Annotated in this window: 20 protein-coding genes; 6 read left to right on the top strand and 14 right to left on the bottom strand. The window is 42.7% G+C overall.

The window, feature by feature from the left end:
- Window positions 1-71: 71 nt before the first annotated feature.
- The 10 genes from AB6811_RS02425 to AB6811_RS02380 all read right to left on the bottom strand — a co-directional run bounded on the left by AB6811_RS02425 (window position 72) and on the right by AB6811_RS02380 (window position 10253).
- Window positions 72-1742 carry a nucleoside kinase gene (locus AB6811_RS02425; RefSeq protein WP_369488698.1) on the bottom strand — a complete coding sequence of 557 codons (1671 nt, stop codon included), beginning with the start codon at window positions 1740-1742 and terminating at the stop codon, window positions 72-74.
- A 35-nt stretch (window positions 1743-1777) separates the two neighbouring features.
- On the bottom strand, window positions 1778-2596 hold the full coding sequence (murI, locus tag AB6811_RS02420; RefSeq protein ID WP_369488696.1) for a glutamate racemase: 819 nt from the start codon (window positions 2594-2596) through the stop codon (window positions 1778-1780).
- Between the two features lie 78 nt (window positions 2597-2674).
- Window positions 2675-3193: an OmpH/Skp family outer membrane protein gene (locus AB6811_RS02415; protein WP_369488694.1), complete on the bottom strand. Its 519-nt coding sequence runs from the start codon at window positions 3191-3193 to the stop codon at window positions 2675-2677.
- A gap of 36 nt (window positions 3194-3229) precedes the next feature.
- Window positions 3230-3739 carry an OmpH/Skp family outer membrane protein gene (locus AB6811_RS02410; protein WP_369488692.1) on the bottom strand — a complete coding sequence of 170 codons (510 nt, stop codon included), beginning with the start codon at window positions 3737-3739 and terminating at the stop codon, window positions 3230-3232.
- Between the two features lie 73 nt (window positions 3740-3812).
- Window positions 3813-6293, bottom strand: a complete 2481-nt coding sequence (gene bamA, locus AB6811_RS02405; protein ID WP_369488690.1) for an outer membrane protein assembly factor BamA — start codon at window positions 6291-6293, stop codon at window positions 3813-3815.
- A 153-nt stretch (window positions 6294-6446) separates the two neighbouring features.
- Window positions 6447-7184 (bottom strand): undecaprenyl pyrophosphate synthase, encoded by a 738-nt coding sequence (gene uppS, locus AB6811_RS02400; RefSeq protein WP_369488688.1) that lies wholly within the window; start codon window positions 7182-7184, stop codon window positions 6447-6449.
- Between the two features lie 4 nt (window positions 7185-7188).
- Window positions 7189-7839 carry a type IX secretion system protein PorG gene (porG, locus tag AB6811_RS02395; RefSeq protein WP_369488686.1) on the bottom strand — a complete coding sequence of 217 codons (651 nt, stop codon included), beginning with the start codon at window positions 7837-7839 and terminating at the stop codon, window positions 7189-7191.
- Window positions 7839-8618: a DUF6089 family protein gene (locus tag AB6811_RS02390; protein WP_369488684.1), complete on the bottom strand. Its 780-nt coding sequence runs from the start codon at window positions 8616-8618 to the stop codon at window positions 7839-7841. The genes porG and AB6811_RS02390 overlap by 1 nt, the downstream gene beginning before the upstream one ends.
- An 89-nt stretch (window positions 8619-8707) precedes the next feature.
- A complete protein-coding gene (locus AB6811_RS02385; protein WP_369488682.1) occupies window positions 8708-9583 on the bottom strand; it encodes an NAD kinase in 876 nt (291 codons plus the stop codon).
- A 4-nt stretch (window positions 9584-9587) separates the two neighbouring features.
- Window positions 9588-10253: a CBS domain-containing protein gene (locus AB6811_RS02380; RefSeq protein WP_369488680.1), complete on the bottom strand. Its 666-nt coding sequence runs from the start codon at window positions 10251-10253 to the stop codon at window positions 9588-9590.
- A 53-nt stretch (window positions 10254-10306) separates the two neighbouring features.
- Here AB6811_RS02380 and AB6811_RS02375 point away from each other — a divergent pair, with 53 nt between their 5' ends.
- Window positions 10307-11023 carry a pyridoxine 5'-phosphate synthase gene (locus tag AB6811_RS02375; RefSeq protein ID WP_369488678.1) on the top strand — a complete coding sequence of 239 codons (717 nt, stop codon included), beginning with the start codon at window positions 10307-10309 and terminating at the stop codon, window positions 11021-11023.
- Complete coding sequence (locus tag AB6811_RS02370) at window positions 11024-11818, top strand: alpha/beta fold hydrolase (protein WP_369488676.1); 795 nt, start codon at window positions 11024-11026, stop codon at window positions 11816-11818. It begins immediately after the preceding gene.
- Here AB6811_RS02370 and AB6811_RS02365 read toward each other — a convergent pair.
- Together AB6811_RS02365 and udk are read right to left on the bottom strand one after the other, a co-directional pair.
- Window positions 11815-12540 (bottom strand): 3'-5' exonuclease, encoded by a 726-nt coding sequence (locus tag AB6811_RS02365; RefSeq protein ID WP_369488674.1) that lies wholly within the window; start codon window positions 12538-12540, stop codon window positions 11815-11817. The genes AB6811_RS02370 and AB6811_RS02365 overlap by 4 nt on opposite strands.
- A gap of 2 nt (window positions 12541-12542) precedes the next feature.
- Window positions 12543-13166 carry a uridine kinase gene (udk, locus tag AB6811_RS02360; RefSeq protein WP_369488672.1) on the bottom strand — a complete coding sequence of 208 codons (624 nt, stop codon included), beginning with the start codon at window positions 13164-13166 and terminating at the stop codon, window positions 12543-12545.
- 86 nt (window positions 13167-13252) lie between these two features.
- Here udk and AB6811_RS02355 point away from each other — a divergent pair, with 86 nt between their 5' ends.
- From AB6811_RS02355 to AB6811_RS02340, 4 genes are all read left to right on the top strand, one after another.
- Window positions 13253-14248: a type I phosphomannose isomerase catalytic subunit gene (locus AB6811_RS02355; RefSeq protein WP_369488670.1), complete on the top strand. Its 996-nt coding sequence runs from the start codon at window positions 13253-13255 to the stop codon at window positions 14246-14248.
- A gap of 170 nt (window positions 14249-14418) precedes the next feature.
- On the top strand, window positions 14419-14994 hold the full coding sequence (locus tag AB6811_RS02350) for a SiaB family protein kinase (protein WP_369488668.1): 576 nt from the start codon (window positions 14419-14421) through the stop codon (window positions 14992-14994).
- Window positions 14995-15094: 100 nt separating this feature from the next.
- Window positions 15095-16078 (top strand): hypothetical protein, encoded by a 984-nt coding sequence (locus AB6811_RS02345; RefSeq protein WP_369488666.1) that lies wholly within the window; start codon window positions 15095-15097, stop codon window positions 16076-16078.
- A 107-nt stretch (window positions 16079-16185) separates the two neighbouring features.
- On the top strand, window positions 16186-19521 hold the full coding sequence (locus AB6811_RS02340; protein WP_369488664.1) for a SpoIIE family protein phosphatase: 3336 nt from the start codon (window positions 16186-16188) through the stop codon (window positions 19519-19521).
- A gap of 176 nt (window positions 19522-19697) precedes the next feature.
- Here AB6811_RS02340 and AB6811_RS02335 read toward each other — a convergent pair whose 3' ends face one another.
- Both AB6811_RS02335 and arr read right to left on the bottom strand, forming a co-directional pair.
- Window positions 19698-20111: an ester cyclase gene (locus AB6811_RS02335; RefSeq protein WP_369488662.1), complete on the bottom strand. Its 414-nt coding sequence runs from the start codon at window positions 20109-20111 to the stop codon at window positions 19698-19700.
- A 23-nt stretch (window positions 20112-20134) separates the two neighbouring features.
- Complete coding sequence (arr, locus tag AB6811_RS02330) at window positions 20135-20587, bottom strand: NAD(+)--rifampin ADP-ribosyltransferase (RefSeq protein ID WP_369488660.1); 453 nt, start codon at window positions 20585-20587, stop codon at window positions 20135-20137.
- Between the last annotated feature and the right edge of the window lie 135 nt (window positions 20588-20722).

Genomic DNA, 20722 nt, shown 5'->3' with positions numbered 1-20722 from the left:
GAGTAATTGTTACTAACAAAAAATGCGCAAGCGACAATAAGTCAGCACAATACACTGTTGAAAACTTTGTGCTATTTATAGGAAAAAGTGCTACCTCCCAGAAACTCACGTATGATTGAGGTGGGTGGCACTTCACGTTCCGATATTGGAGTGAAGTAGCTTAAGAACTTAAGCAGCCTTTGGGCCTCATCGTATTCCGGTCGGGTTGGCGGAACCTCCTGGATTATTGGTTCAGCAAAGCGTTTTAAAACGCTAAACTCGTAAAGCAGGGCAGAGTTAAACATAACGTTGGCCTCCTCCTGGAATGGGAAGATGTTTTTATCCTCGCCACGACGAACACTTTCCCACCTGCCAATGGTATCCAGTGCGCTATACCCCCGATACCGATAGTCCCTTACTATTCTGCGTATTAATCGGTTATCGGTGGTTGGTATTCGGTTTATGCCATCGATTGAAATTGAGGTTAATGCCGAAACGTAAACCTTGAACTTTTGGTTGTTAGGGATTAAGTGGGTTAAGGCTGGGTTTAGGGCATGAATACCCTCAATTATTATTACGCCATTGGGTTCAATCTGAAGTTTGGTGCCATCAAAAAAGCGTTTTCCCTCCTCAAAGGAGAATTTTGGTATTTCCACCTCTTCGCCCTTAAGCAGCCTGACCAGGTCATTGTTAAAATACTCAACATCAAGCGCGTCCAGTGCCTCAAAGTCGTAGTTTCCGAACTCATCCTTAGGGGTTTTCTCCCTGTCAACAAAATAGTTATCGAGCGAGATGGTGTATGGTTTTAAACCATTAACCTTTAGCTGAATTGCTAAACGCTTAGCAAAAGTTGTTTTACCCGATGATGACGGGCCGGAAATAAGTACAAGCCTTACCGGTTCGGGTTGCTGGTGTATTCTATCGGCAATGTCGGCAACCTTTTTTTCATGTAATGCCTCTGAAATTTTTATTAGTTCACTGGCATTTCCTTTGGCTACCTCTTGGTTAATAGCTCCAACATTCTCAACGCCTAAAATCTCAAGCCAATCCTTATATTCCTGAAAGATTTCAAACATTTTGTTCTGAATAACTACATCTTCCACTTCATCGGGCTGGAACCGTTTAGGCACCCTCAGCAGCATTCCATCGTAATACTTAGTGAGGTCAAACACTTTTAGGTAGCCCGTTGAAGGGACAAGACTTCCGAAGAAGTAATCGGCCATGTCGCCAAGGTAGTAAACCGAGGTGTAAAGGGTAGGACGAGTTTCGAATAACCTGGCTTTGTCCTCGTAACCCAAATCTCTAAAGAGTTTGATAGCATCGGATGTTAATACCTTATCGCGCCGAAATGGCAAATCTGCCGCCACAATCTCGCGCATTCTATCGCATATGTTGAATATAAGCGGTAATTCCAGGGGCAGGTTGCAGCCGTCAATCTCGCAGTAGAAGCCTTTGGATACGGAATGCTCAATTCGTACCTTGGCACCGGGGATAATATCGCGTACAGCTTTTTGTAGCAGGAAAAATAGCGATCGTTGGTACATCCGCATTCCTGCAGGGTGAGTAATATCGATGTATCGAACGGTTTTTGGTGTAAAAACCTCATAGTCTAACTCCTTGACCTGGTTGTTAACCATTGCCCCCAGGATCTGGTAATCGGATTTTATTTCGAATATTTTTGAAATTTCCAGAAGTGAGTGTCCGGGAGTTACACGAACCTTTTGCCCGGTATTCTCAATAACTATTTCAACCTCTTTGCGCATATGAGTAATATTTATTTAAAGATACAATAGGTTTTTTACAGTTTCACATTGTTAAAGTATAAATCTTCAATCCTGTATTGTGGTCTAATGTTCATTTCAACGAGCATCTTAAGTACCTCGGTATTGCTGCTTGAGTAAAAGTCGATACTGGTGCTATCTACTAGATTTTGATTACAAAGCAACCCATTATTTTCGGCTACCCTTTTAGTTTGCAAGGCAACTGCCGGTGCAGGGTCCACAATAGTGACATGATTAGGTAGCATTCTTTCCAGCACAGGTTTTAGGAATGGGTAATGGGTGCAGCCCAAAACCAGATGGTCAATATTACAATCAACCATTGGGTCGATATATCTGTGCAGGAGCTGTTCTGCTTCAGGGGAATCAGCTTTTCCTGATTCAACTAGTTCTACTAACCCTTCGCCCACCTGGTAGCATACGTTAACATCGGCGGCGTATTTTCGGCTGGTTTCAATGTACAATCGTCCTTTAAAAGTTCCAGCCGTAGCCAAAACCCCTATGCTTTTGGTTTTAGTATTTTGCGATGCGGGTTTAATTGCTGGTTCCATTCCAATAAATGGTATGCTGTATGAGTTTCGCAGGTAATCTATTGCAGCTGCCGTTGCTGTGTTGCAGGCCACAACTATAACCTTGCAACCTTTTGTTATTAGGAAGCGTGTTATCTTGTCCGATAGGTTGATAATTTCCTCGGCAGGTTTGGAACCGTAAGGGCAATTTGCTGAATCGGCAAAATATATGTACTTCTCGTTGGGCAAAACATTAACCAGTTCTGAAAGAACTGTTAGACCACCCGCACCGGAGTCGAAAATTCCTATAGGATTACAATTGCCGCTCATTTACTCTCAATTGTAAATAAAATAGGGGCTAAACGAACAAAGTTCAGTTTACCCCCTAAATTTAAAGTTATTGTAAGTTTACTTTGTAATGCCTAACTCTTTCTTAACCAACGGAGTAATATCGATACTCTGTTCTGAGAAGTAAAGGAGAACTCCCGAGCTGGTATCAAAAATGTAAGTAAACCCATTTGCTTTAGCAACTTTTTTAATGGCTGCGTCGGCTTTATCAATTACAGGTTTCATGGTTTCAGCTTGATAACGCTGGTAATCCTGCTCGGCAACCTGCTGGTATTCCTGAGCCCTCTGCTGCATATCGGTGAGTTCTTTTTCTTTCATCTCGCGTATTGCATCGGTGAAGGTAGCTCGTTTTTGCAGGTAATCCTGGTACTTCTTATTGAATTCTACCTGAAGTTGCTCAATCTGATCCTGTAACGATTCGGCATACTTCTTAATTTTTGCTTCAGCGCTATCCCTATCGGGCATAGCCTTTAGTATTTCCTGGCTGTTAATATGACCAAATTTATAGTTCTGGGCTTTTACTCCTGAAAAACTAAATGTTAGTAGAGCAACTATTGCTAATCCAAGAATCTTTCTCATTGTTTATCGTTTTTAGTTTAAGCAAATATATAAAAATTATTTAAAACCTAAGCGCTGTAGAACTTCTTCGCTCTTATCGAATCGTGGGTTAGTGTAAATCATGTTAGGTGAGGCGGCAGCGTCAAATATTACGGCGTAACCCCCCTCAACTGCAATCTCTTTGATTGCGTTAAAAACCTGATCCTGAATGGGTTTAACCAGTTCCTCACGCTTCTTGAAAAGTAGCCCATCGCGACCAAAATACTTCATCTGCAGTTCCTTAACCTGACGCTCACGGGCTATGATCTCATCCTCACGTTTCTTTTTCATTTCCTCAGTCAGGAGTACCTTTTCGGTTTGGTAGTCCTTGTACATCTTGTCAACCTCGGCATACTTTTCCTCTATTTCTTTCTGGTATTGCTCTGAAAGCTTGTCGAGTTGTTCCTGTGCGGCTTTATACGATGGTATTTTTTTAAGTATGTACTCGGTATCTACATAGGCAAATTTTTGAGCCCAAGCCCCAAGTCCAATTGTAAGTGCAGCTAATATCAGAATAGTTCTCTTCATAACTTTATAATATTTGGTTCAGGTTAAAGTTACACAATTTATATGCCAAGTTTAACAGTTTTAACTGTAAGGATTAAAAAGGCATCCCAATAATGAAGTGGAACTGACCCTTATGTGCATCGGGACGTCCGGGCACCTTATCGAAACCATATCCCCAGTCAACGCCTAACATTCCTAACATGGGAAGGAAAAAGCGAGCCCCAACACCAGCTGAGCGATGAACGTTGAACGGATTAAAATCGCCAGCGTTCTGCCAGGCATTACCAGCTTCAAGGAAGGTAAGCAGGTAAATTGCAGCCTGCGGTTTTAGCGAGATTGGGTATCGCAGCTCAACGGTGTACTTGTCGTATAGGTGTGCATTCCCAACTAGGCTCTCACCTATGCGAACGTATGGTGTAAGCGAGCCGTTCTGGTAACCCCTTAAACCAATGGTTTCCTTTCCGTAAAGGTTGTACCCCGACATACCATCACCGCCAAGGTCAAACCCCTCAAATGGGGAATGGCCCAGTTTGCTATTGAAGTATCCCATTACCCCCATCTGGAAATTGGTGTAAAGAACCAAGTTCTCAACCAGAGGTATGTACCATTGTATTCTTCCAGTCCACTTGTGGTATTCAATCCATTTGTACTTTTCCGAGTCGGTCATGGGTTTACTGTAATCCTTGCCATTGAAAAGGGAGTAGGGTGGGGTAATTTGAAGCGAGAGCGAAAAGTTTGAGCCGGTTCGGGGATATATCATCTGGTCCGTTGAGTTTCGGCCGAGGGTAACTTTGTAACTAAGGTTGTTCGACTGCCCATCGGTAAAGATAAAATACCCTGACCAGTTGCTCAGTTTATAGTTTTGAATTCCCACCTCATTGTAAATGGTAAAGTAATCGTCGGGCCATTTCAAACGGGTGCCTATTCCAACGGAAGCCCCGCTCACCCTGAAGTATTTATCGCTTGTTTGATAGAAGTAGCTAACTCCACCTGATTGTATGGTTCTGTAGAGCGAGAAGGAGAAGTTAGTTGGCTTACGTCCGCCTAGCCAGGGTTCAGTAAACGAAAGGCTAAATGCTTTATAGTATGTTCCGTTGGTTGATGCTCTGATTGCTAATGACTGGCTATCGCCCGAGGGAACAGGACGCCAGGCATCTTTATCGAAAATTCGCCGAACCGAGAAGTTTGAGAAACGGATACCAATGGTTCCCACAAACATCTTGTTACCCCAACCCCCCGATACCTCGAGCTGGTCGTTGGCCTTTTCTTCAACCGAATATTTAAGGTCCACGGTTCCATCGGCCTGGTTGGGCAGGGGATCAATCCCTAGTTTTTCGGGGTCAAAATGACCCATCTGACCAAGTTCCCTGAGGGTTCGGGTTATTTCGGACTTGCTGAAAAGGTATCCAGGTTTTGACCATATCTCACGGCGGATAACATGCTCATTGGTCTTTGTATTACCGGCAATAATTACCCTGTTTACGGTAGCCTGGTCGCCTTCATAAATTCTCATTTCAAGGTCAACCGAGTCGTTTTGAATCTGAACCTCTACTGGCTCAAGATGGAAGAAAAGGTACCCATCATCCATGTATAGAGTGGAGATAGAGTTCTCCTCAGTGAATAACCTTTTCTCCAGCAAACTCCTGTCATAAACATCGCCCTTTTTCATCCCCAGAACGGCCGTGAGCGCCTCGGCAGGCAATTTAGTGTTACCTACCCACTCAATCTTGCGGATGTGGTATTGTGGCCCTTCGAAAATTTTAAAGTGGATACCTATTCTTTTGGGGTTGATAGTGTAAATGGAATCGCCTAAAATTTTAAAATCCCGGTAGCCGTGCTCGTTGTAAAAGGCAACGAGGTTATCCAAACTTTCATCGTAGTCTGCTTCAATGAACTTAGCCGATTTAAAGATGTTGAGGTCGCGGCGGTGTATCTTTTTAAGTGCTCGACGGAGTCGTGCCTGACCGTAGGCTTTGTTACCCTCAAAGGTGATTTCACCAATTTTAACCCTGTCGTTCTTCTGGATATTGAAGGTTAGCTTTGTTCCGTTGCTTATTATGGTGTCATTTTCCAGTACGGGATTTACATCAACGTTCAGGAACCCTTTTGCCCTGTAATGTTTCTTTATTATGATAATGCTATTTTCTAGGGTGGCTTGAGTTAGCTGGGAGCCGCTTCGGAGTTTAAGCTTATCTTTCAGGTCGTCGGCCTCACCTTTACGAATGCCAGTAAAATTTACTGTAGTTAGGCGGGGTTGCTCAGTTAGGCTGATCTCAAGGTAAATATCATCGCCTTCAATACGAGAGGCTTTAATATCCACATTTGAAAAAAGTCCTTGGCCCCACAGTTTTTTAACTGCTTTGGTAATTGCTTCACCCGGAACCTGAATGGTGTCGCCAATACTAATAGCAGTCATGGAGATTAAAACATCAGGATTTAGAAACTTTACCCCCGATACAGTGATCTCCTTAACGCAATATCTTTTTGGAAGTTCGTAGCTAAACGGTTTTTCCTGGGCAAATGCTGAAACCCCTATAAAGAACATGGCAAGTGCCAAAAGCCTAAATCTCATCATATCAAATCAGTTACTCTTTTATTTTTGACGCGTAAAATTAGTATAATTTCCTATGTTACAAAGCAAAATGCCGAAAGTATTATAACCTTCGGCATCAAAAATATGATTTTATATAGCCAATCTCCAATAACTACTGTTAAAAATTACGAACGTTTAAAGTTGCTCACTGGTTTTACCAAACCGACGTTCGCGTTTCTGGTAATCAACAATTGCTTCAAAAAAATCCTCTTTGGTGAAATCGGGCCAAAGAACTGGGGTAAAGTAAAGCTCAGTATAGGCCAATTGCCAAAGCAGGAAATTGCTGAGCCTCAGCTCACCGCTTGTTCGTATCAGCAGGGCCGGATCAGGAATGTTTGTAGTATATAGGTATTTAGAAATGATTTCAGGGGTTATTTGGTTGGGCGATATTGTTCCATCCTTGGTTTGAGCAGCAATTTTTTTTACGGCTTCAGTAATCTCATGGCGCGAGCCATAGTTAAGGGCCAGAATGGTAGTTATGGTGTTGCAGCTTGCAGTACGTGTTATAACATCGTTTAGCTTACGCTGAACATCAGGCGGTAGCATGGACTGATCGCCTATGGTTAGTACGCGAATTCCATTTTTCAGGAGTGTATCCGTCTCGGAGTTGATGGTTTCAACCAGTAGGCTCATCAAGGCATCTACTTCCGACTTAGGGCGGTTCCAGTTTTCGGTTGAGAAGGCATAAAGTGTAAGATACTTAACCCCAATTTCGCCTGCGGCCTCAGTGGCAGCCTTAACCGCTTTTACACCGTTCTTATGTCCAAAAATTCGCTGGTTGCCACGCTGCTTAGCCCATCGACCATTCCCGTCCATAATAATGGCAACGTGCTCAGGGACTCTGCTCCTTTCAATTTTATCAATTAGCGACATGATTCTATCTATATGCGGGGCAAATATAGCTGTTATTTGGAATACGATAGGTATAAATCAATCCAATAAATGAGAACCAATCGTTATTGTGTAAAAAAGGTTTGCGGCCATCGTCGGGGCTGCTGTAATCGTCAATTTTATCGGTAAAGGTTTTGTGAAACCTCCATTCCAGGGCAAAGGTGTGCCTTTGACCAGGGGTAAATTTTAAGCCTACGCCAAAAGGTATTTGAAAAATTAACGAGGTGCCCATTTGTGCAAGCCCAACCCCAGCATTTACATATGGCGAGAGGTTTGCTTTGCGGCTGCTGGTTGGGTTTATGGAGTAAAAGTTAAATTCGCCCATTGCTTCAGCTCCAATTATATTTTTTGAAAAGCTGATGTTGGGATCGGGAATTATATTTGCCGATGAGGATGAGCCGCTAACATTGGCATAAATTGCCGATGCCCTTATGGAGTAGTTGTGATTTATGTTATACCGGAAAATTACTCCCATTGCAAATGATGGGCTATAGAGTGGCATTACCTCGTTAAACTCACCGTAGTAGTAGGTAGTTCCCGCCTGAATCCCAAAATCGCGTCGGTCCTGTGCTTGGCCAGCTAGTATGGCTAAGCAGCAAAGGGTTAAGGAAAGTAATAGATTTTTTAATGTATCCATTAAAATTGCCAGAATGAGCGTTTAAGTAATTTTTGGTAAGGAATTTTGTAGTAAACGTTAAAGTTAATGGTATAGTACATGTCGTTGTGACTAGAGTAAACCGATGAAAAAGCATCGAGATAATCGGTGGTTACGTAACGGGCTCCAAGTTCAACCCCTAGCTGGAAACGGGGATAAAACTCATACTTTACACCAACACCTGCGGGAATTACCAGGGCAAAATACTTTGAATCGTCAACCTCGGGTTTAGTAAAACCCGGTGGCGGTGTTCTGGAAAGCAACTTGTCATTGGGTGTTGCACTGAAGAACAAACCACCGGCGCCTGCAAAAACGTAAACGCTAAACGGTTTATTGATATGGCGCAAACCGCCCCTGAAGTCCATAATGCGATAGTAGTAATTCTGATGGCTCTCAGAAATAATGTAGTAAATTCCCTTTACGGTTAGCTCGGAATAAAAAGTAGAAAATCGGTAATCCCTGGAGCTGTAGTATGAGCCATCGTCGGTATTACCAAGGAAACCCGTATTTAAACTTGCTTGTGCCGATATAAATGGATTAACCTTAAAACCAACACCCCCGCCAAAACCACCGCGTAAGGCTCTAATCCTAACATCCTTAATGCTGGTAATAACATTGGTGTTAGCGGAGTTGCCAATATCTCCAAAATAGTGGTTAACTGGCAAACCTAAATAGACCTCAATGCGATTTTGTTTCCAGGTTTGGGCATGCAGAACCAAACCTGTCAATAACCCCACTATCAAACATGTAACCCTTCGCATGGCAAATATATATCAGCATTCAAATATAGTAAATGTTTAACTATTATCTATTTAAAACGAATTAAATACAATTTTGTTTCAACCACCAGTCAGTTTCTTTTGTCCATGCCCCATAGCAATTTGCTCCTAATGGTTCTGTAAAAGGTTGTTCCTTTTAAGCAGATGACATTGGCATTGAAATGAGCTTTTTTAAGCATAAGTTTAACGGGTTGTGGGACTCTAATGTTTCTTGAATCCAGGGAAACTATCAGCTCTTCGTCTCTCCCTGACACTTCAAGTTCAATCAGGCTGTCGTCAGGAATTACAAGGGGACGGACGGTTAAATGGTGAGGGGCAATTGCCGAAAGTACAAACGCCGATAGGTTTGGGGTAAGTATTGGGCCTCCAACACTGAGTGAGTATGCTGTTGAACCTGTAGGTGTTGCAATTATTAACCCGTCGGCCCAGTATGTGCTCAGATAATCGCCGTTGATGTATGTATTAACATGGAGTAGCCCAGCAACGGAGTTACGGATAACCATATCGTTGAGAGCGTATGGGAATGGATCGAAAAGTTTAGTGTCGCTTACAAGCTGGAGCATGCTTCGTTTCTCAATGGAGTACTTTGAGGCCATCAGCAGATCAATGGAATTGTCAATTTCAGGGATTGACGTTGTTGCCAAAAAGCCCAACCTACCTAAGTTAATTCCCATAATGGGGATTCCCATATCCTGAACTAGGGCTATAGAATCAAGAAAGGTACCGTCGCCTCCAAGGCTAATCATTACATCGGTTTCCTTTAGATCCTGAGTAGTTATAAACGTGCCGCCGATATGTGGTGTGTACGATAGGTTTGATTTTATGTAATCGAGTAGTGGAAGGTAAATCAAAACATTGACCCGATATTTTTCGAGTGCTGCAAAAAGATTTCGGGTTGCCTCGGCAAATTCCGCATCTATTCTTTTCCCGTATACTGCTATGGTCATTTGCTTATATGTCCAAAAATTTGAATAGATAATTTAGCCTATCGTTTAGCAAGTCACTTTCGTCATCCTGCTTCATGTATGCTCCCAGAACGTTATAGTTGTAACGCTGAAAGGTTTGCTTTATTGAGGTAACATCGGTGACATTAAGCTTGAGCGTTAGCTCCATTTGGGTGGAGTTTGGGTGCGAGGTAATATAAGCGGCAAGAATTTTTGCATCGTTCCCCTCCACAATTTGACAAATTTGCGACAAGCTAAAATCGTTAACGTTCATCTCAAGAACAATAACGCTTCCCTTATGCCTGAGGGCTGAAAGTTCCGTAAAGTAATGCAGAAGTTCCATTAGGGTTATTACACCCAAGTAGTTTTTTGAGCTATCGAGTACCGGTACTAACGATAGCTTTAGGCGCGATAGGACCTCCATTACCTCAAAAACATGTTGGTCCTCAATTACATATGGTCGCAAAAGCGAAAGCTGATGGTTACCAAGGGGCTCCTCGGGCATGTTGAGGTCATAGATATCGCTCTCTGATATTAAGCCAAGGAATTCTTTATCGTTTACAATAGGTAGGTGCGATACTTTAAAAATATCCATCCAGTTCAAAGCCGTTATCCCGGTATCGGAGGTTTTGAGTGGAGGAATTACATCGGAAATCATGTCCTTGGCTACCATATTTCTTGTAAAAAACGATTACTTTTGTACAAAGTTAAACTTATTTGATTGCAATGACACGTTTAAGTGTAAATATAAACAAAATTGCCACCTTACGCAATGCCCGGGGTGGAAATATTCCAAATGTGCTGAAAGCAGCCATTGATTGCGAACGTTTTGGTGCCGAAGGGATTACTGTTCATCCTCGCCCCGATGAGCGCCATATACGTTATCAGGATGTTCGCGATATTCGCCCAGTAATTACCACCGAGTTTAACATTGAGGGGTATCCCTCAGAATCGTTCATAGAGTTAGTTCTTAGTGTTACCCCACACCAGGTTACCCTAGTGCCTGATCCACCCAATGCCCTTACCTCCAATACCGGATGGAATACTATTGCCAACAAGGACTTTCTTAAAAAAGTTATTGCTCGTTTTCAGGAGCATGGTATCAGAACTTCAATTTTTGTGAATGCGGATCCCCTGATGGTTAAGCATGCTGCCGATACCGGAACAAATCGGATTGAGCTATATACTGAGCCATACGCTACGCATTTCCCTGAAAATCCTGCACAGGCTATTGAGCCATTTGTAAAAGCTGCCGAAGCAGCTATGGAAGTTGGCCTTGGATTGAACGCAGGCCACGACCTTAACCTCGATAACTTGAACTACTTTGCCCGAAATATTCCCAACCTGCTCGAAGTGTCCATTGGGCATGCACTTATTTGTGATGCCCTGTACTACGGGCTGGAAAATACCATACAGATGTACCTCCGTCAGCTTCGCTTTTAAATGGAACTCTTTTACAGGCAACTTGGACAGGGTAAGCCATTAGTAATTCTACATGGCCTTTACGGCTTGTCCGATAACTGGATTTCCATAGCCAAAAACCTTGAAAGTAGTTACTCTCTCATAATCCCCGATCAGCGAAACCACGGGCAAAGCCCTCATTCACCTGATCATACCTACCAGCATATGGTAAATGATTTGCTTGAGCTAACCAATAGGTTGAAACTGGATAGTTTCTACCTGTTGGGGCACTCAATGGGTGGTCGTGTGGCAATGCTTTTCCAATCGCAGTATCCATTCAAAGTGGAAAAACTGGTTGTGGTTGATGTTGCCCCGTGGAGCTATAGCCCCGAGGATGAGTGGTTCCGATCAGCTTATGCTGAGCACATGCGAATTATAGAGGCCCTAAAGGCTTTGAGGCCTGACGAAATAACCTCACGTATTGATGCTGGTAGGGTATTGCAGCAAAACAATCTCAACGAGAGGTTGAGAAACTTTCTGCTAAAAAACCTTAAAAGGAGGTTCCTTGGATTTGAGTGGCAAATAAACCTCAATGCACTTGAAAATAACCTTGAACACCTTTTACTGGGTGTTGAGGTTGAAAAAACATCGGCATTGGGGGCCAATGTGCTGTTCATCCGTGGCGAGAATTCAAACTATATACCTGCCTATCAGGTAGGTAGGCTAAAGGAGATTTACCTTAATTGCCAAGTTGTAAGCATTCCCGAAGCTGGTCATTGGGTGCATGCCGAAAAGCCAGAAATGTTTATCTCGGCATTAAAGAGTTTTTTGGGTTAAACCTCGGAACGGCTTACGTTTTCGGGCGAAATAATTGGAAAACCGTTATACCTCAGGAAAAGCTGCGCTACTGTTAACACATCCTTTTCACAGTAAATCACAATCCGGTTCAAATCGTTCAGTTCATAGTAGCACTTAGCCACTTCGCTCCCATCTATATCATCCTTAGGTGAGGGAATACCAAAGATATACGATAGCAGGTTCAGCGAAGTGTAATGCTTAAAATCGCCAAACTTCCATAGCTCCATGGTATCGAGAAATTTTACCTCCCATGGCTTTTTGCCAGCTACGTTTAGGATATCGGGTATTTTAATACCGTTAACCAGCATTCGGCGGGCAATGTATGGGAAGTCGAATTCCTTGCCATTATGGGCGCAAAGGTTTAGGTTAGGTTTTTTGGCACTAAACCCGTTTACCATTTCGGCAAAGCCCTTGAGTAAATCAATCTCACTGTCACCATAGTATGATTTTACTCTGAAAGTGTAATTGCCATTGGAGGGCACAATTATGCCCACGGAAATACAAATAATCTTTCCAAACTCGGCATAAATTCCAGCGCGCTCATATATTGCTTCAGGCGTTTCATCAGGCTTAGCCAACGTTTTTGCCTTTCTATCCCAAAGCTTTTTAAATTCCTCGGGCATTTGGTTATACTCAGGGTATTGAGGAACCGTTTCAATGTCCAGGAAAAGAATTTCATCGAGCTTAACATCGGTGAGCATGGCTACAGCAAATTATGTGAACGGAGTGTTTTTTCAATTATTGATGTAAGAATATTTATGGCAACCGAATTGTTTCCACCCTGAGGTACAATTATATCGGCATAACGTTTAGTAGGCTCAATAAACTGCAGGTGCATGGGCTTAACAGTTTTTTCGTAACGCTCCAGTACCTTATTAACTGAACGGCCACGTTCCACAATATCGCGGGCTATTACACGCGATAGCCTATCGTCGGCATCGGCATCAACAAAAACCTTGATATCCATCAACTTCCTGAGTTCCTCACAGGTAAAAATCAGGATACCTTCAATAATTACCACGTGGCGGGGTTCAATCTTAATGGTTTCAGGTGCTCTGGCGCATGTTAGGTATGAGTAAATGGGTTGTTCAATGGGTTTCCCGGCTTTCAGATCCTTAACATGTTGCACCAGCAGTTCAAACTCAATGGAATCGGGATGGTCAAAGTTCATTTCCTGACGTTGCTCTAAGGGTAAATGTGAGTTATCGCGGTAGTAGGAATCCTGAGGGATAACAACCACCTCTCCCTTGGGAAGCAAATCAATAATCTTGTTTACAACTGTAGTTTTACCTGAGCCGGTACCACCGGCAATACCAATTATTAGCATCCTATCAACTTTTAGTGTTACCTTTGCAAAAGTAGTAATGCAAGTTAATTATTTAAATAGTTTTCAGCAAAAATAAACTGTTGGCAATGAGCAATTCATTATACCCTTTAAAGTTTAAACCTATCCTTAAGGAGCGCATTTGGGGAGGTACCAAGTTGCACCATTCCATGGGTAAGCAATTCCCAAACCCCGAAGAAAAATATGGTGAGAGTTGGGAAGTATCGGGAGTTGAAGGCGATGTGTCGGTTGTGCAGAACGGTTTTCTGGCTGGTAATACCTTGAATGAGCTGATTGAGGTTTACATGGGCGACTTTGTGGGCGAAAGCCTTTACGAGAGGTTTGGCGAGGAGTTTCCCTTGCTCATTAAGCTCATCGATGCTTCCGAAACTCTTTCAATACAGGTACACCCCGATGATGATACCGCTCGGGAACGTCATCATGCCTACGGCAAAACTGAAATGTGGTATATTATTGATGCCGATAGGGATGCGCTCATATACACTGGATTTGAAAAGGATATTACCCGGGAAGAGTACATTCAGGCAGTAAAGGAGGGTAACCTGGAGCGTTACCTGCACAAGGAGAATGCTATAGCCGGCGATGTTTTCTTTATCCCGGCGGGCAGGGTGCATGCCATTGGGAAAGGGGTACTGCTGGCCGAGATTCAGCAAACCTCCGATATTACCTACAGAATTTTCGATTGGAATAGGGTTGATAGTTCAGGTAAATCCCGTGAACTCCACACCGAACTGGCTGTGGATGTAATTGATTTCTCAAGGGTTCAGAACCCCAAAACTCATCCGGTGGATGAGGTGAATAAAACAAGTGAACTATCCGCTTGTAAGTACTTTACCGTTAACAGGATTACCTTTACTAGCGCAATGCAACGCGACTATAACATGCTCGATTCCTTTGTTATTTACCTTTGTGTTGAGGGTGAATGTAGTGTTGTTTACGCATCGGGCTCCAGCGAGCGGCTAACAAAAGGCGAAACGCTCCTTTTGCCTGCCGATCTGAAGGATATCATTTTACGACCGCAGGGGAAATGCTCCTTGCTCGAGGTGTATATAAATCAGGCATGAGTTTTGATAATGTAGGTAGTATGTATTGTTAAAAATTCATATAGTTCGTGCACTAAAAAAATCATTTTATCATTAAATTGCATTGTTTCGTAAAAAAAGGAGACAAGTTCATGAGCTAAAACTTTGCGGGATAAAAATTATTTACGTATCTTCAACTGATATTTTTACGGATGGATAGCGTCATTTATTTCATAAAATCGACCCTGGCAAATGAGATTGCAGCAAGTGGTTTTCCCCTTATATATAAGGGCGAAATGAACCACCAAATCATGCGTTCATTTGCCTTTATGGCAAATAGGAAGATTGCTGAAATGAATGTCCCCACCGCAACCCGCAAAAGGGTTTTCCACATCATGATTGAATGCTTGCAGAACATCACCAAACACTCCGACGACTACGATGAAAAAGAAAAACAGATTGGTAATGGTTTGTTTGTAGTGGGTAAGGAGCGCGATAGCTTTTACATTGTAACCGGCAACCTGGTTAGGAACGATAAGGTTCCCATCCTGGAGCAAAGGCTCGATAGGTTAAACAGCGCCAGTCCAACGCAACTTAAGGAGATGTTCATGCAGCAGATGGTTGAAGGTGAACTTAATGAGAAGGGTGGAGCCGGTTTAGGGTTAATTGATATTGCACGCAAATCGAAACGCAAGCTATATTACCATTTTGTTCCTTACGAGAATAATCGCCACTTTTTCATACTTGCTGTTACTATCCCTATCTCGGCCGAAGAGGACGATTTTTAATTTTTTCACCTTACATACACTGAAAAGGTATGGAATTTGTATAAAATCATTTGATTTATTCTAACTTTGCCGTAACAGTTTACCAAGTAAACATTTTTACATGAAAGCTTTAAGTATTCTTTTGTTTCTTACGGGTATTTCGTTTGGGAGTTTAACCGCCCAAACAATAACCGAACTCATGAGCAAGGATAAAATTGCTCAGAACAAAATAGAAACCATTACCCAGTACACTCACCGTTTACAGAACGATAAGGTTGATAGTAAGGGTTATAAATCGGTTGAGACCACTTACGACAAGAATGGAAATATTGTGGAAGTTGTTAACTACAAGCCCAATGGAGTAGTTGCCTCGCGGCATTTATATAAGTACGATGGAAGCGGACGAAAAATTGAGTACCAACAGTTCCAGGATCTTCCAAAAAAAGGATTTGCCTTGGCATTCCGTCAAGCTTTTACCTACGACTCTAAAGGCAATAAGCTTACCGAAATAGGTTACGATGGCCAAACAACCTACCGTGTGGCTTACTCCTACTTGCCCGATGGCAAGCAAAAGGATATTACCAAATACTCGGCAAACAATGCCGTGGAGGAGAAATGGGTTTTTGAAAATTCAACCAACAAGGTTAAAATATCAATATATAAGCCTGCCGAAACATTAAGCAAAATCATTGAGCGGACTCTCGATTCACAGGGTCGGGTAATTGATGAAAAAAACCTTACCCCTGCAGGTAAGGAGTTAGGCAGAACAGCCTTTAAGTATGGCGACGGCGATATGCTATTAACTAAGGTAGAATACTACGGAGGTGAGCTACGTGCTACCTACGATTATGTTTACGATGAAAAAAAGCAGATGATTGAGGTTTACATGACTAAACCCGGCGCTAGCAAGATACTTTACAGCTCATACAAGTACGATAAAAACGGCAACCTGCTTGAGGAAAAATGGTACGAGGACGGTGCTTCGGACTATTCGCGCCGCAACTATAAGGTGGATAACCAGGGGAATATCAACGAGGTTGATGCCTACTACTCCGACTACAAGTACCGGGTTGTTTACAGGTACTCCTATAAGTTCTCCAGGTAAAAACATGCTAACTGATTTAAACGCGAAGGGTCTAAAAAGACCCTTTTTTGCTTGCTTCAATATCAATAAATTAATAACTTGCTGGTGTTTTTTAAATCAAAGGGGCTGTGAGGCATTATTTAAAACTGTTTCTGTTTTTTGCATTAGCAATTACAAGCATTAGCCTTTTTGCGCAGGAAATTGGCCGCTATCCGCTTGTCAACTTCCATCATCGGCAGTATAATGGTCATTCGCAGAGCTGGGCAATTACCCAGGACAACAGGGGGATGATTTACGTGGCCAATAATGTTGGTGTAATTGAGTACGATGGCTCCGAGTGGAAGCATATTTCAATTAACAATGCCCTTGCCCGATGCCTTGACACCGACCCAACTGGCAGGGTTTGGGTTGGAGGTCAGGATGAGGTTGGATACCTTGCCGCCGATTCGGCTAACTCACTTAAGTACTATTCCCTTTCTAAGCTGTTGCCCGAGCGCTTTGCCAAGCCAGGTCTTATAAGGCAAATCTACCACACCGGTCAGGCAGTTTACTTTTCAACTTTTAAGGCTTTATTTAGAATTAACAGCGATTTAACCGTTAACTACTGGGAGCCCAAAACCCAGTTCCATCGCTCATACTATGTGGATAATTACATTTTTATTAACCAGCGCGATTACGGTTTAACCTACCTTTATAACGATTCACTGGTAAAAGTACCCGGAACCGAAATTCTTGGTACACAAATGGTTTACACCATCCTGCCATACAATTACCAGTACTTGCTGGTTGGGACGCAAACAAACGGATTTTACCTTCTTGATAAGCAGGCACTGACCACTCGCACCTTACCCACCGATTTTAAAACGCTCATCCCGTTTAAAACATCAAACGCTAATTTTTTTATCACCAACAGGATTTACTCTGGAATAATGCTAGATGAGGGACTTTGGGCTATTGGAACCTACTCCGGAGGTGTTGCCATTATCAATCACAGCGGGAAAATTGTTAGAACCATAAGCAAGGAAACCGGACTGCAGGACAATACCGCTTGGTATTTATATGCCGACAACTCCAAAAATATTTGGATGGCATTAAATAATGGTATATCGTACTCGCCTTTTCATTCGCAGCTAACAAGTTGGACTGAGCAGGACGGAATAAGCGGGGTTATACAGTCGGCTGTAAATTTCAAGGGAACCATTTACTACTCTTCCAATACGGGTGTCCACGTTAAAACAAATTCGCACTTTGAAAGGGTAAGCGGCATTAACGATTTAGCATGGGGGCTTTTCATCTACACCGATGAAAGCGGCAAGGAACACTTGCTCTCAGGAACCGCAAACGGAATTTATAGGATTGAAGGAGAAAGAGCTATCCCAGTAACAAGTATTAAAGTAAATGCATACTCCTTTATTAAATCCAAGATTTACCCGGGCATTCTCTATGTTGGCCTTTACGATGGAGTTGGGGTTTTGCAGGAGAACAGGGGAGTATTCACGTTTCTGGGATATTTGTATAGTTCATCATCTGAGGTTTACAAGGTTACCGAGGATAAAAACGGAGATGTTTGGTTTACTCAGCGCTATAAGGGCATAGGTTTCCTGGATGTAATAAATCCTTATGAGCTGATAGCCGAAAAGTATAAAAGTTATTCTTTACCATTTCAACCCAAATGCGATGATATTGCGGTTAACTATATCGATGGGCTTGTGCTGGCAAGCACCGAGGGTGGGCTTTCAAGTTACGATAAGGAAACCGACTCCTTTGTACCCGAAACCATGCTGGGCACTCAGTATGCCAACGGTACTATTGGGTTAAGAATACTGGCATGCGATAGGAATAACGACATCTGGTTTGAAACCTATAGATTTCAGGCAAACCGTAAACTGGAAAGGGTTACAAAGCATGCCGATAAAGCCTACAGGCGTTCCCCTGCCCAGTTTAACCTGATACCGGAGACCATCTTTTTTGATGTTTATACCGATTCCGATAATGTATCGTGGATTTCATCGACCGACGGACTGTTCCGTTTCGATGCCAATGAGCACTTTCCAACCGATCAAATACCTAGGGTATTTATCAGACAGGTATATTCAAAGAAAAAGGGCACAGTTTACGGAGGGTTTTCTTTTGACAGCCTTGCAACTCAACCTTTTGTGCGGGCAAAATCTGTTCAGGTTCAGCAACCTATTGTACTGCCTGCCAGGGTTAACGACCTAATTATCTTTTTCTCCTCGCCCTACTTCCAGCCAAACCACCAGCTTCAGTATTCCTACAAGCTTGAAGGTTACGATGATGACTGGAGCCCTTGGAATACAAGCAGATTCAAGGAGTACACTAACCTTAAACCCGGCAGTTACCGGTTCATGGTAAAATCAAAAACGCTCCAGGATATCGAAAGCCCGGTTGAGTATTTTCCATTCACAATTGACCATCCTTTCTACCTGAAGTGGTATGCTTTCATTCTATACCTTGCTTTGGCTGGGTTGATAATATTTGTAATTGTTAGGATTAACACCCGAATATTGAGGGTTTCAAACATCAAGCTGCAGCAGCTCGTCGATGAGCGAACCAAGGAATTAAAGGAGTCGGAGCGAGCGCTAACCGAAAAGAACTTACTGCTCCAGCACCAAAAGGAAGAAATCCTCTCGCAGCGCGATGAGCTTGAGGAGCGTAACCGACACATTAACGATAGTATTCAGTATGCTAAAACCATACAGCAGGCTATACTTCCAGACCTTAACACCGTTTTTGCCGACGATTTTGAGCACTTTCTTATTTACCTTCCAAAGGAATTGGTATCAGGCGACTTTTACTGGGTTGCTCAGGTTGGCCCCAAGGGCAGGCCAAACGATAAGCTTTTTATAGCCGTTGTGGATTGTACTGGTCATGGTGTGCCCGGAGCATTCATGTCGTTAATTGGAAGCCGGTTGCTTAGCGAGATTGTTGTTGAGCGCAAAAACCATAACCCTGCCGCCATCCTTACCGAGCTTAACGACGAGGTAAACAAGGCCCTACGGCAGGATGTTAGCGAGAGTTTTGATGGTATGGACGTGGCTTTGTGCCTAATTGAACGCAAATCCGACGATGCTTACGTGGTAACCTTTGCCGGGGCAAACCGCCCTCTATACTACTGCCTCAAGGGCGACAACAACATACAAACCCTGAAGGGTAACCGCAAATCGATTGGCAGCGTGCTACCCGACGTGGAGCAGGAATTCTCAAACTGGCGTATCTCCATGCATGCAGGCGACATACTGGTAATGGCCACCGATGGCATCACTGACCAGAATAACGCAATGCGAAAGAAGTTTACCACCTGTCGCTTACACACATCCATTGTTTCGGCACTGGGTAAACCAATGCCCCAAATGCAAAGCATCATTCTGGACGATTTCCTGAGCTTCAAGGCCGACGAACCCCAAAGGGACGATATTACCGTGCTGGGAATAAGGTTTAAGTAGGGTAAGTTTTATAAGTCAACGTTTTGCGGCTTGGCGTAGTGGCGGATTTTTAGCACAAAAGTTCAATCGAAGAACTGCACTTGAACCTACCAAAAAACTGTCATACGAAGCACTGCACCCGCCATTACGCCAAACCGCTGTTAGCGGGTCGTTGTTCCTTTTCTTCGTCATATTCTTCAACTTATTTTGTAATGACCTAGTTGAATAAGTCCATTTAAATTATCATACTCAACCCAAGTTTCTTTTATCTTTCCTTCCGTTACACGAAAGAAGCAGTTAAAATCCGCAATCAGTTTTTTACCTGTCGGTGGAAAATTTATGAGTTGTCCTAATTGTGTACCTGAAAAGTTTATTCTCGCAGCAACTAATTCACCTTCTTCAATTGCAAAAATTACGGTCTCTTTCAGGTCGGGAAATGTTTCTAGTTCTGCTTGATGGAATTTAACTAATCCGATGTTACTTTTTATTTCTTTTGGTTCAGATGAGCTATGTCTTACAAAATCGTTATGGACTAAAGTCAAAACCTTATCCCAATCTTTTTGATTTGTTGCACTTATAAACTCTAATACTATTTCTTTGTTACTTTGCATTGAGAGGTCATTTTTTATCATTTCTATACGTCATTCAATGAATTTACACCTTGTTCTTTAAGTTTTTCAAGATGTTCTTTCATAGTCTTTACTTGTTCGGCTGGATGTCCTTGCCAAATTGTTACTTCTCCAACTACTCTGAATGGTTTAGTTGAACGAAAAGATTGTGTTGGGTTTCCGGGAAATTTCTTGTCGGTCAGGTCGGGGTCATTTTCCATCTCTCCTGTTGGCTCTACTAAATAAATTCTCTCTCGTCCGTCACCAAAAGCAAGTTCAGCCCTCCAAATTGCAGCGTCCAAAGTTGCTGTCAAAAAGATGTATTTAGCATTTTTTTGTTGTCCGTAGTTTGAATTGTAACCTACCTGAATTAAGTCACCAACTTTCAAGTCCGCTTTTGTCCCGTGAAAGTAAGTTTGTGCGAATGGTGTTGCACTATTACTGCTTATTTTAATTGTTGCATTGTCTTTCTGTTCCATTGTCAGAAGTCTACTTTATTGTCTGAATGTTGGTTTGTGTTGGTCGTTTTACAATGCCCGCTAACGGTTCCGTGGTTGAAACTGCTTGGGAGTTAAAAGTCAGCGGCGTTATCACACGTTAAAACTATACTAAAT

Source organism: Tenuifilum sp. 4138str, assembly GCF_041102575.1.
Classification (GTDB): domain Bacteria; phylum Bacteroidota; class Bacteroidia; order Bacteroidales; family Tenuifilaceae; genus Tenuifilum; species Tenuifilum osseticum.
The sequence above is the reverse complement of the archived record's forward strand: the minus strand, read 5'-3'. Positions and strand labels throughout refer to the sequence as shown.

Bases quoted from the DNA above. Each gene is read 5' to 3' on its own strand.
- murI (WP_369488696.1), bottom strand. From the start codon at position 2,596: ATGAGCGGCAATTGTAATCCTATAGGAATTTTCGACTCCGGTGCGGGT.
- AB6811_RS02365 (WP_369488674.1), bottom strand. From the start codon at position 12,540: ATGCTCACCGATGTTAAGCTCGATGAAATTCTTTTCCTGGACATTGAA.
- AB6811_RS02350 (WP_369488668.1), top strand. From the start codon at position 14,419: ATGGATAGCGTCATTTATTTCATAAAATCGACCCTGGCAAATGAGATT.
- AB6811_RS02425 (WP_369488698.1), bottom strand. From the start codon at position 1,742: ATGCGCAAAGAGGTTGAAATAGTTATTGAGAATACCGGGCAAAAGGTT.
- AB6811_RS02390 (WP_369488684.1), bottom strand. From the start codon at position 8,618: ATGCGAAGGGTTACATGTTTGATAGTGGGGTTATTGACAGGTTTGGTT.
- AB6811_RS02355 (WP_369488670.1), top strand. From the start codon at position 13,253: ATGAGCAATTCATTATACCCTTTAAAGTTTAAACCTATCCTTAAGGAG.
- AB6811_RS02380 (WP_369488680.1), bottom strand. From the start codon at position 10,253: ATGGTAGCCAAGGACATGATTTCCGATGTAATTCCTCCACTCAAAACC.
- uppS (WP_369488688.1), bottom strand. From the start codon at position 7,184: ATGTCGCTAATTGATAAAATTGAAAGGAGCAGAGTCCCTGAGCACGTT.
- udk (WP_369488672.1), bottom strand. From the start codon at position 13,166: ATGCTAATAATTGGTATTGCCGGTGGTACCGGCTCAGGTAAAACTACA.
- AB6811_RS02345 (WP_369488666.1), top strand. From the start codon at position 15,095: ATGAAAGCTTTAAGTATTCTTTTGTTTCTTACGGGTATTTCGTTTGGG.
- AB6811_RS02415 (WP_369488694.1), bottom strand. From the start codon at position 3,193: ATGAGAAAGATTCTTGGATTAGCAATAGTTGCTCTACTAACATTTAGT.
- AB6811_RS02370 (WP_369488676.1), top strand. From the start codon at position 11,024: ATGGAACTCTTTTACAGGCAACTTGGACAGGGTAAGCCATTAGTAATT.
- AB6811_RS02385 (WP_369488682.1), bottom strand. From the start codon at position 9,583: ATGACCATAGCAGTATACGGGAAAAGAATAGATGCGGAATTTGCCGAG.
- arr (WP_369488660.1), bottom strand. From the start codon at position 20,587: ATGGAACAGAAAGACAATGCAACAATTAAAATAAGCAGTAATAGTGCA.
- AB6811_RS02335 (WP_369488662.1), bottom strand. From the start codon at position 20,111: ATGCAAAGTAACAAAGAAATAGTATTAGAGTTTATAAGTGCAACAAAT.
- AB6811_RS02375 (WP_369488678.1), top strand. From the start codon at position 10,307: ATGACACGTTTAAGTGTAAATATAAACAAAATTGCCACCTTACGCAAT.
- bamA (WP_369488690.1), bottom strand. From the start codon at position 6,293: ATGATGAGATTTAGGCTTTTGGCACTTGCCATGTTCTTTATAGGGGTT.
- porG (WP_369488686.1), bottom strand. From the start codon at position 7,839: ATGGATACATTAAAAAATCTATTACTTTCCTTAACCCTTTGCTGCTTA.
- AB6811_RS02410 (WP_369488692.1), bottom strand. From the start codon at position 3,739: ATGAAGAGAACTATTCTGATATTAGCTGCACTTACAATTGGACTTGGG.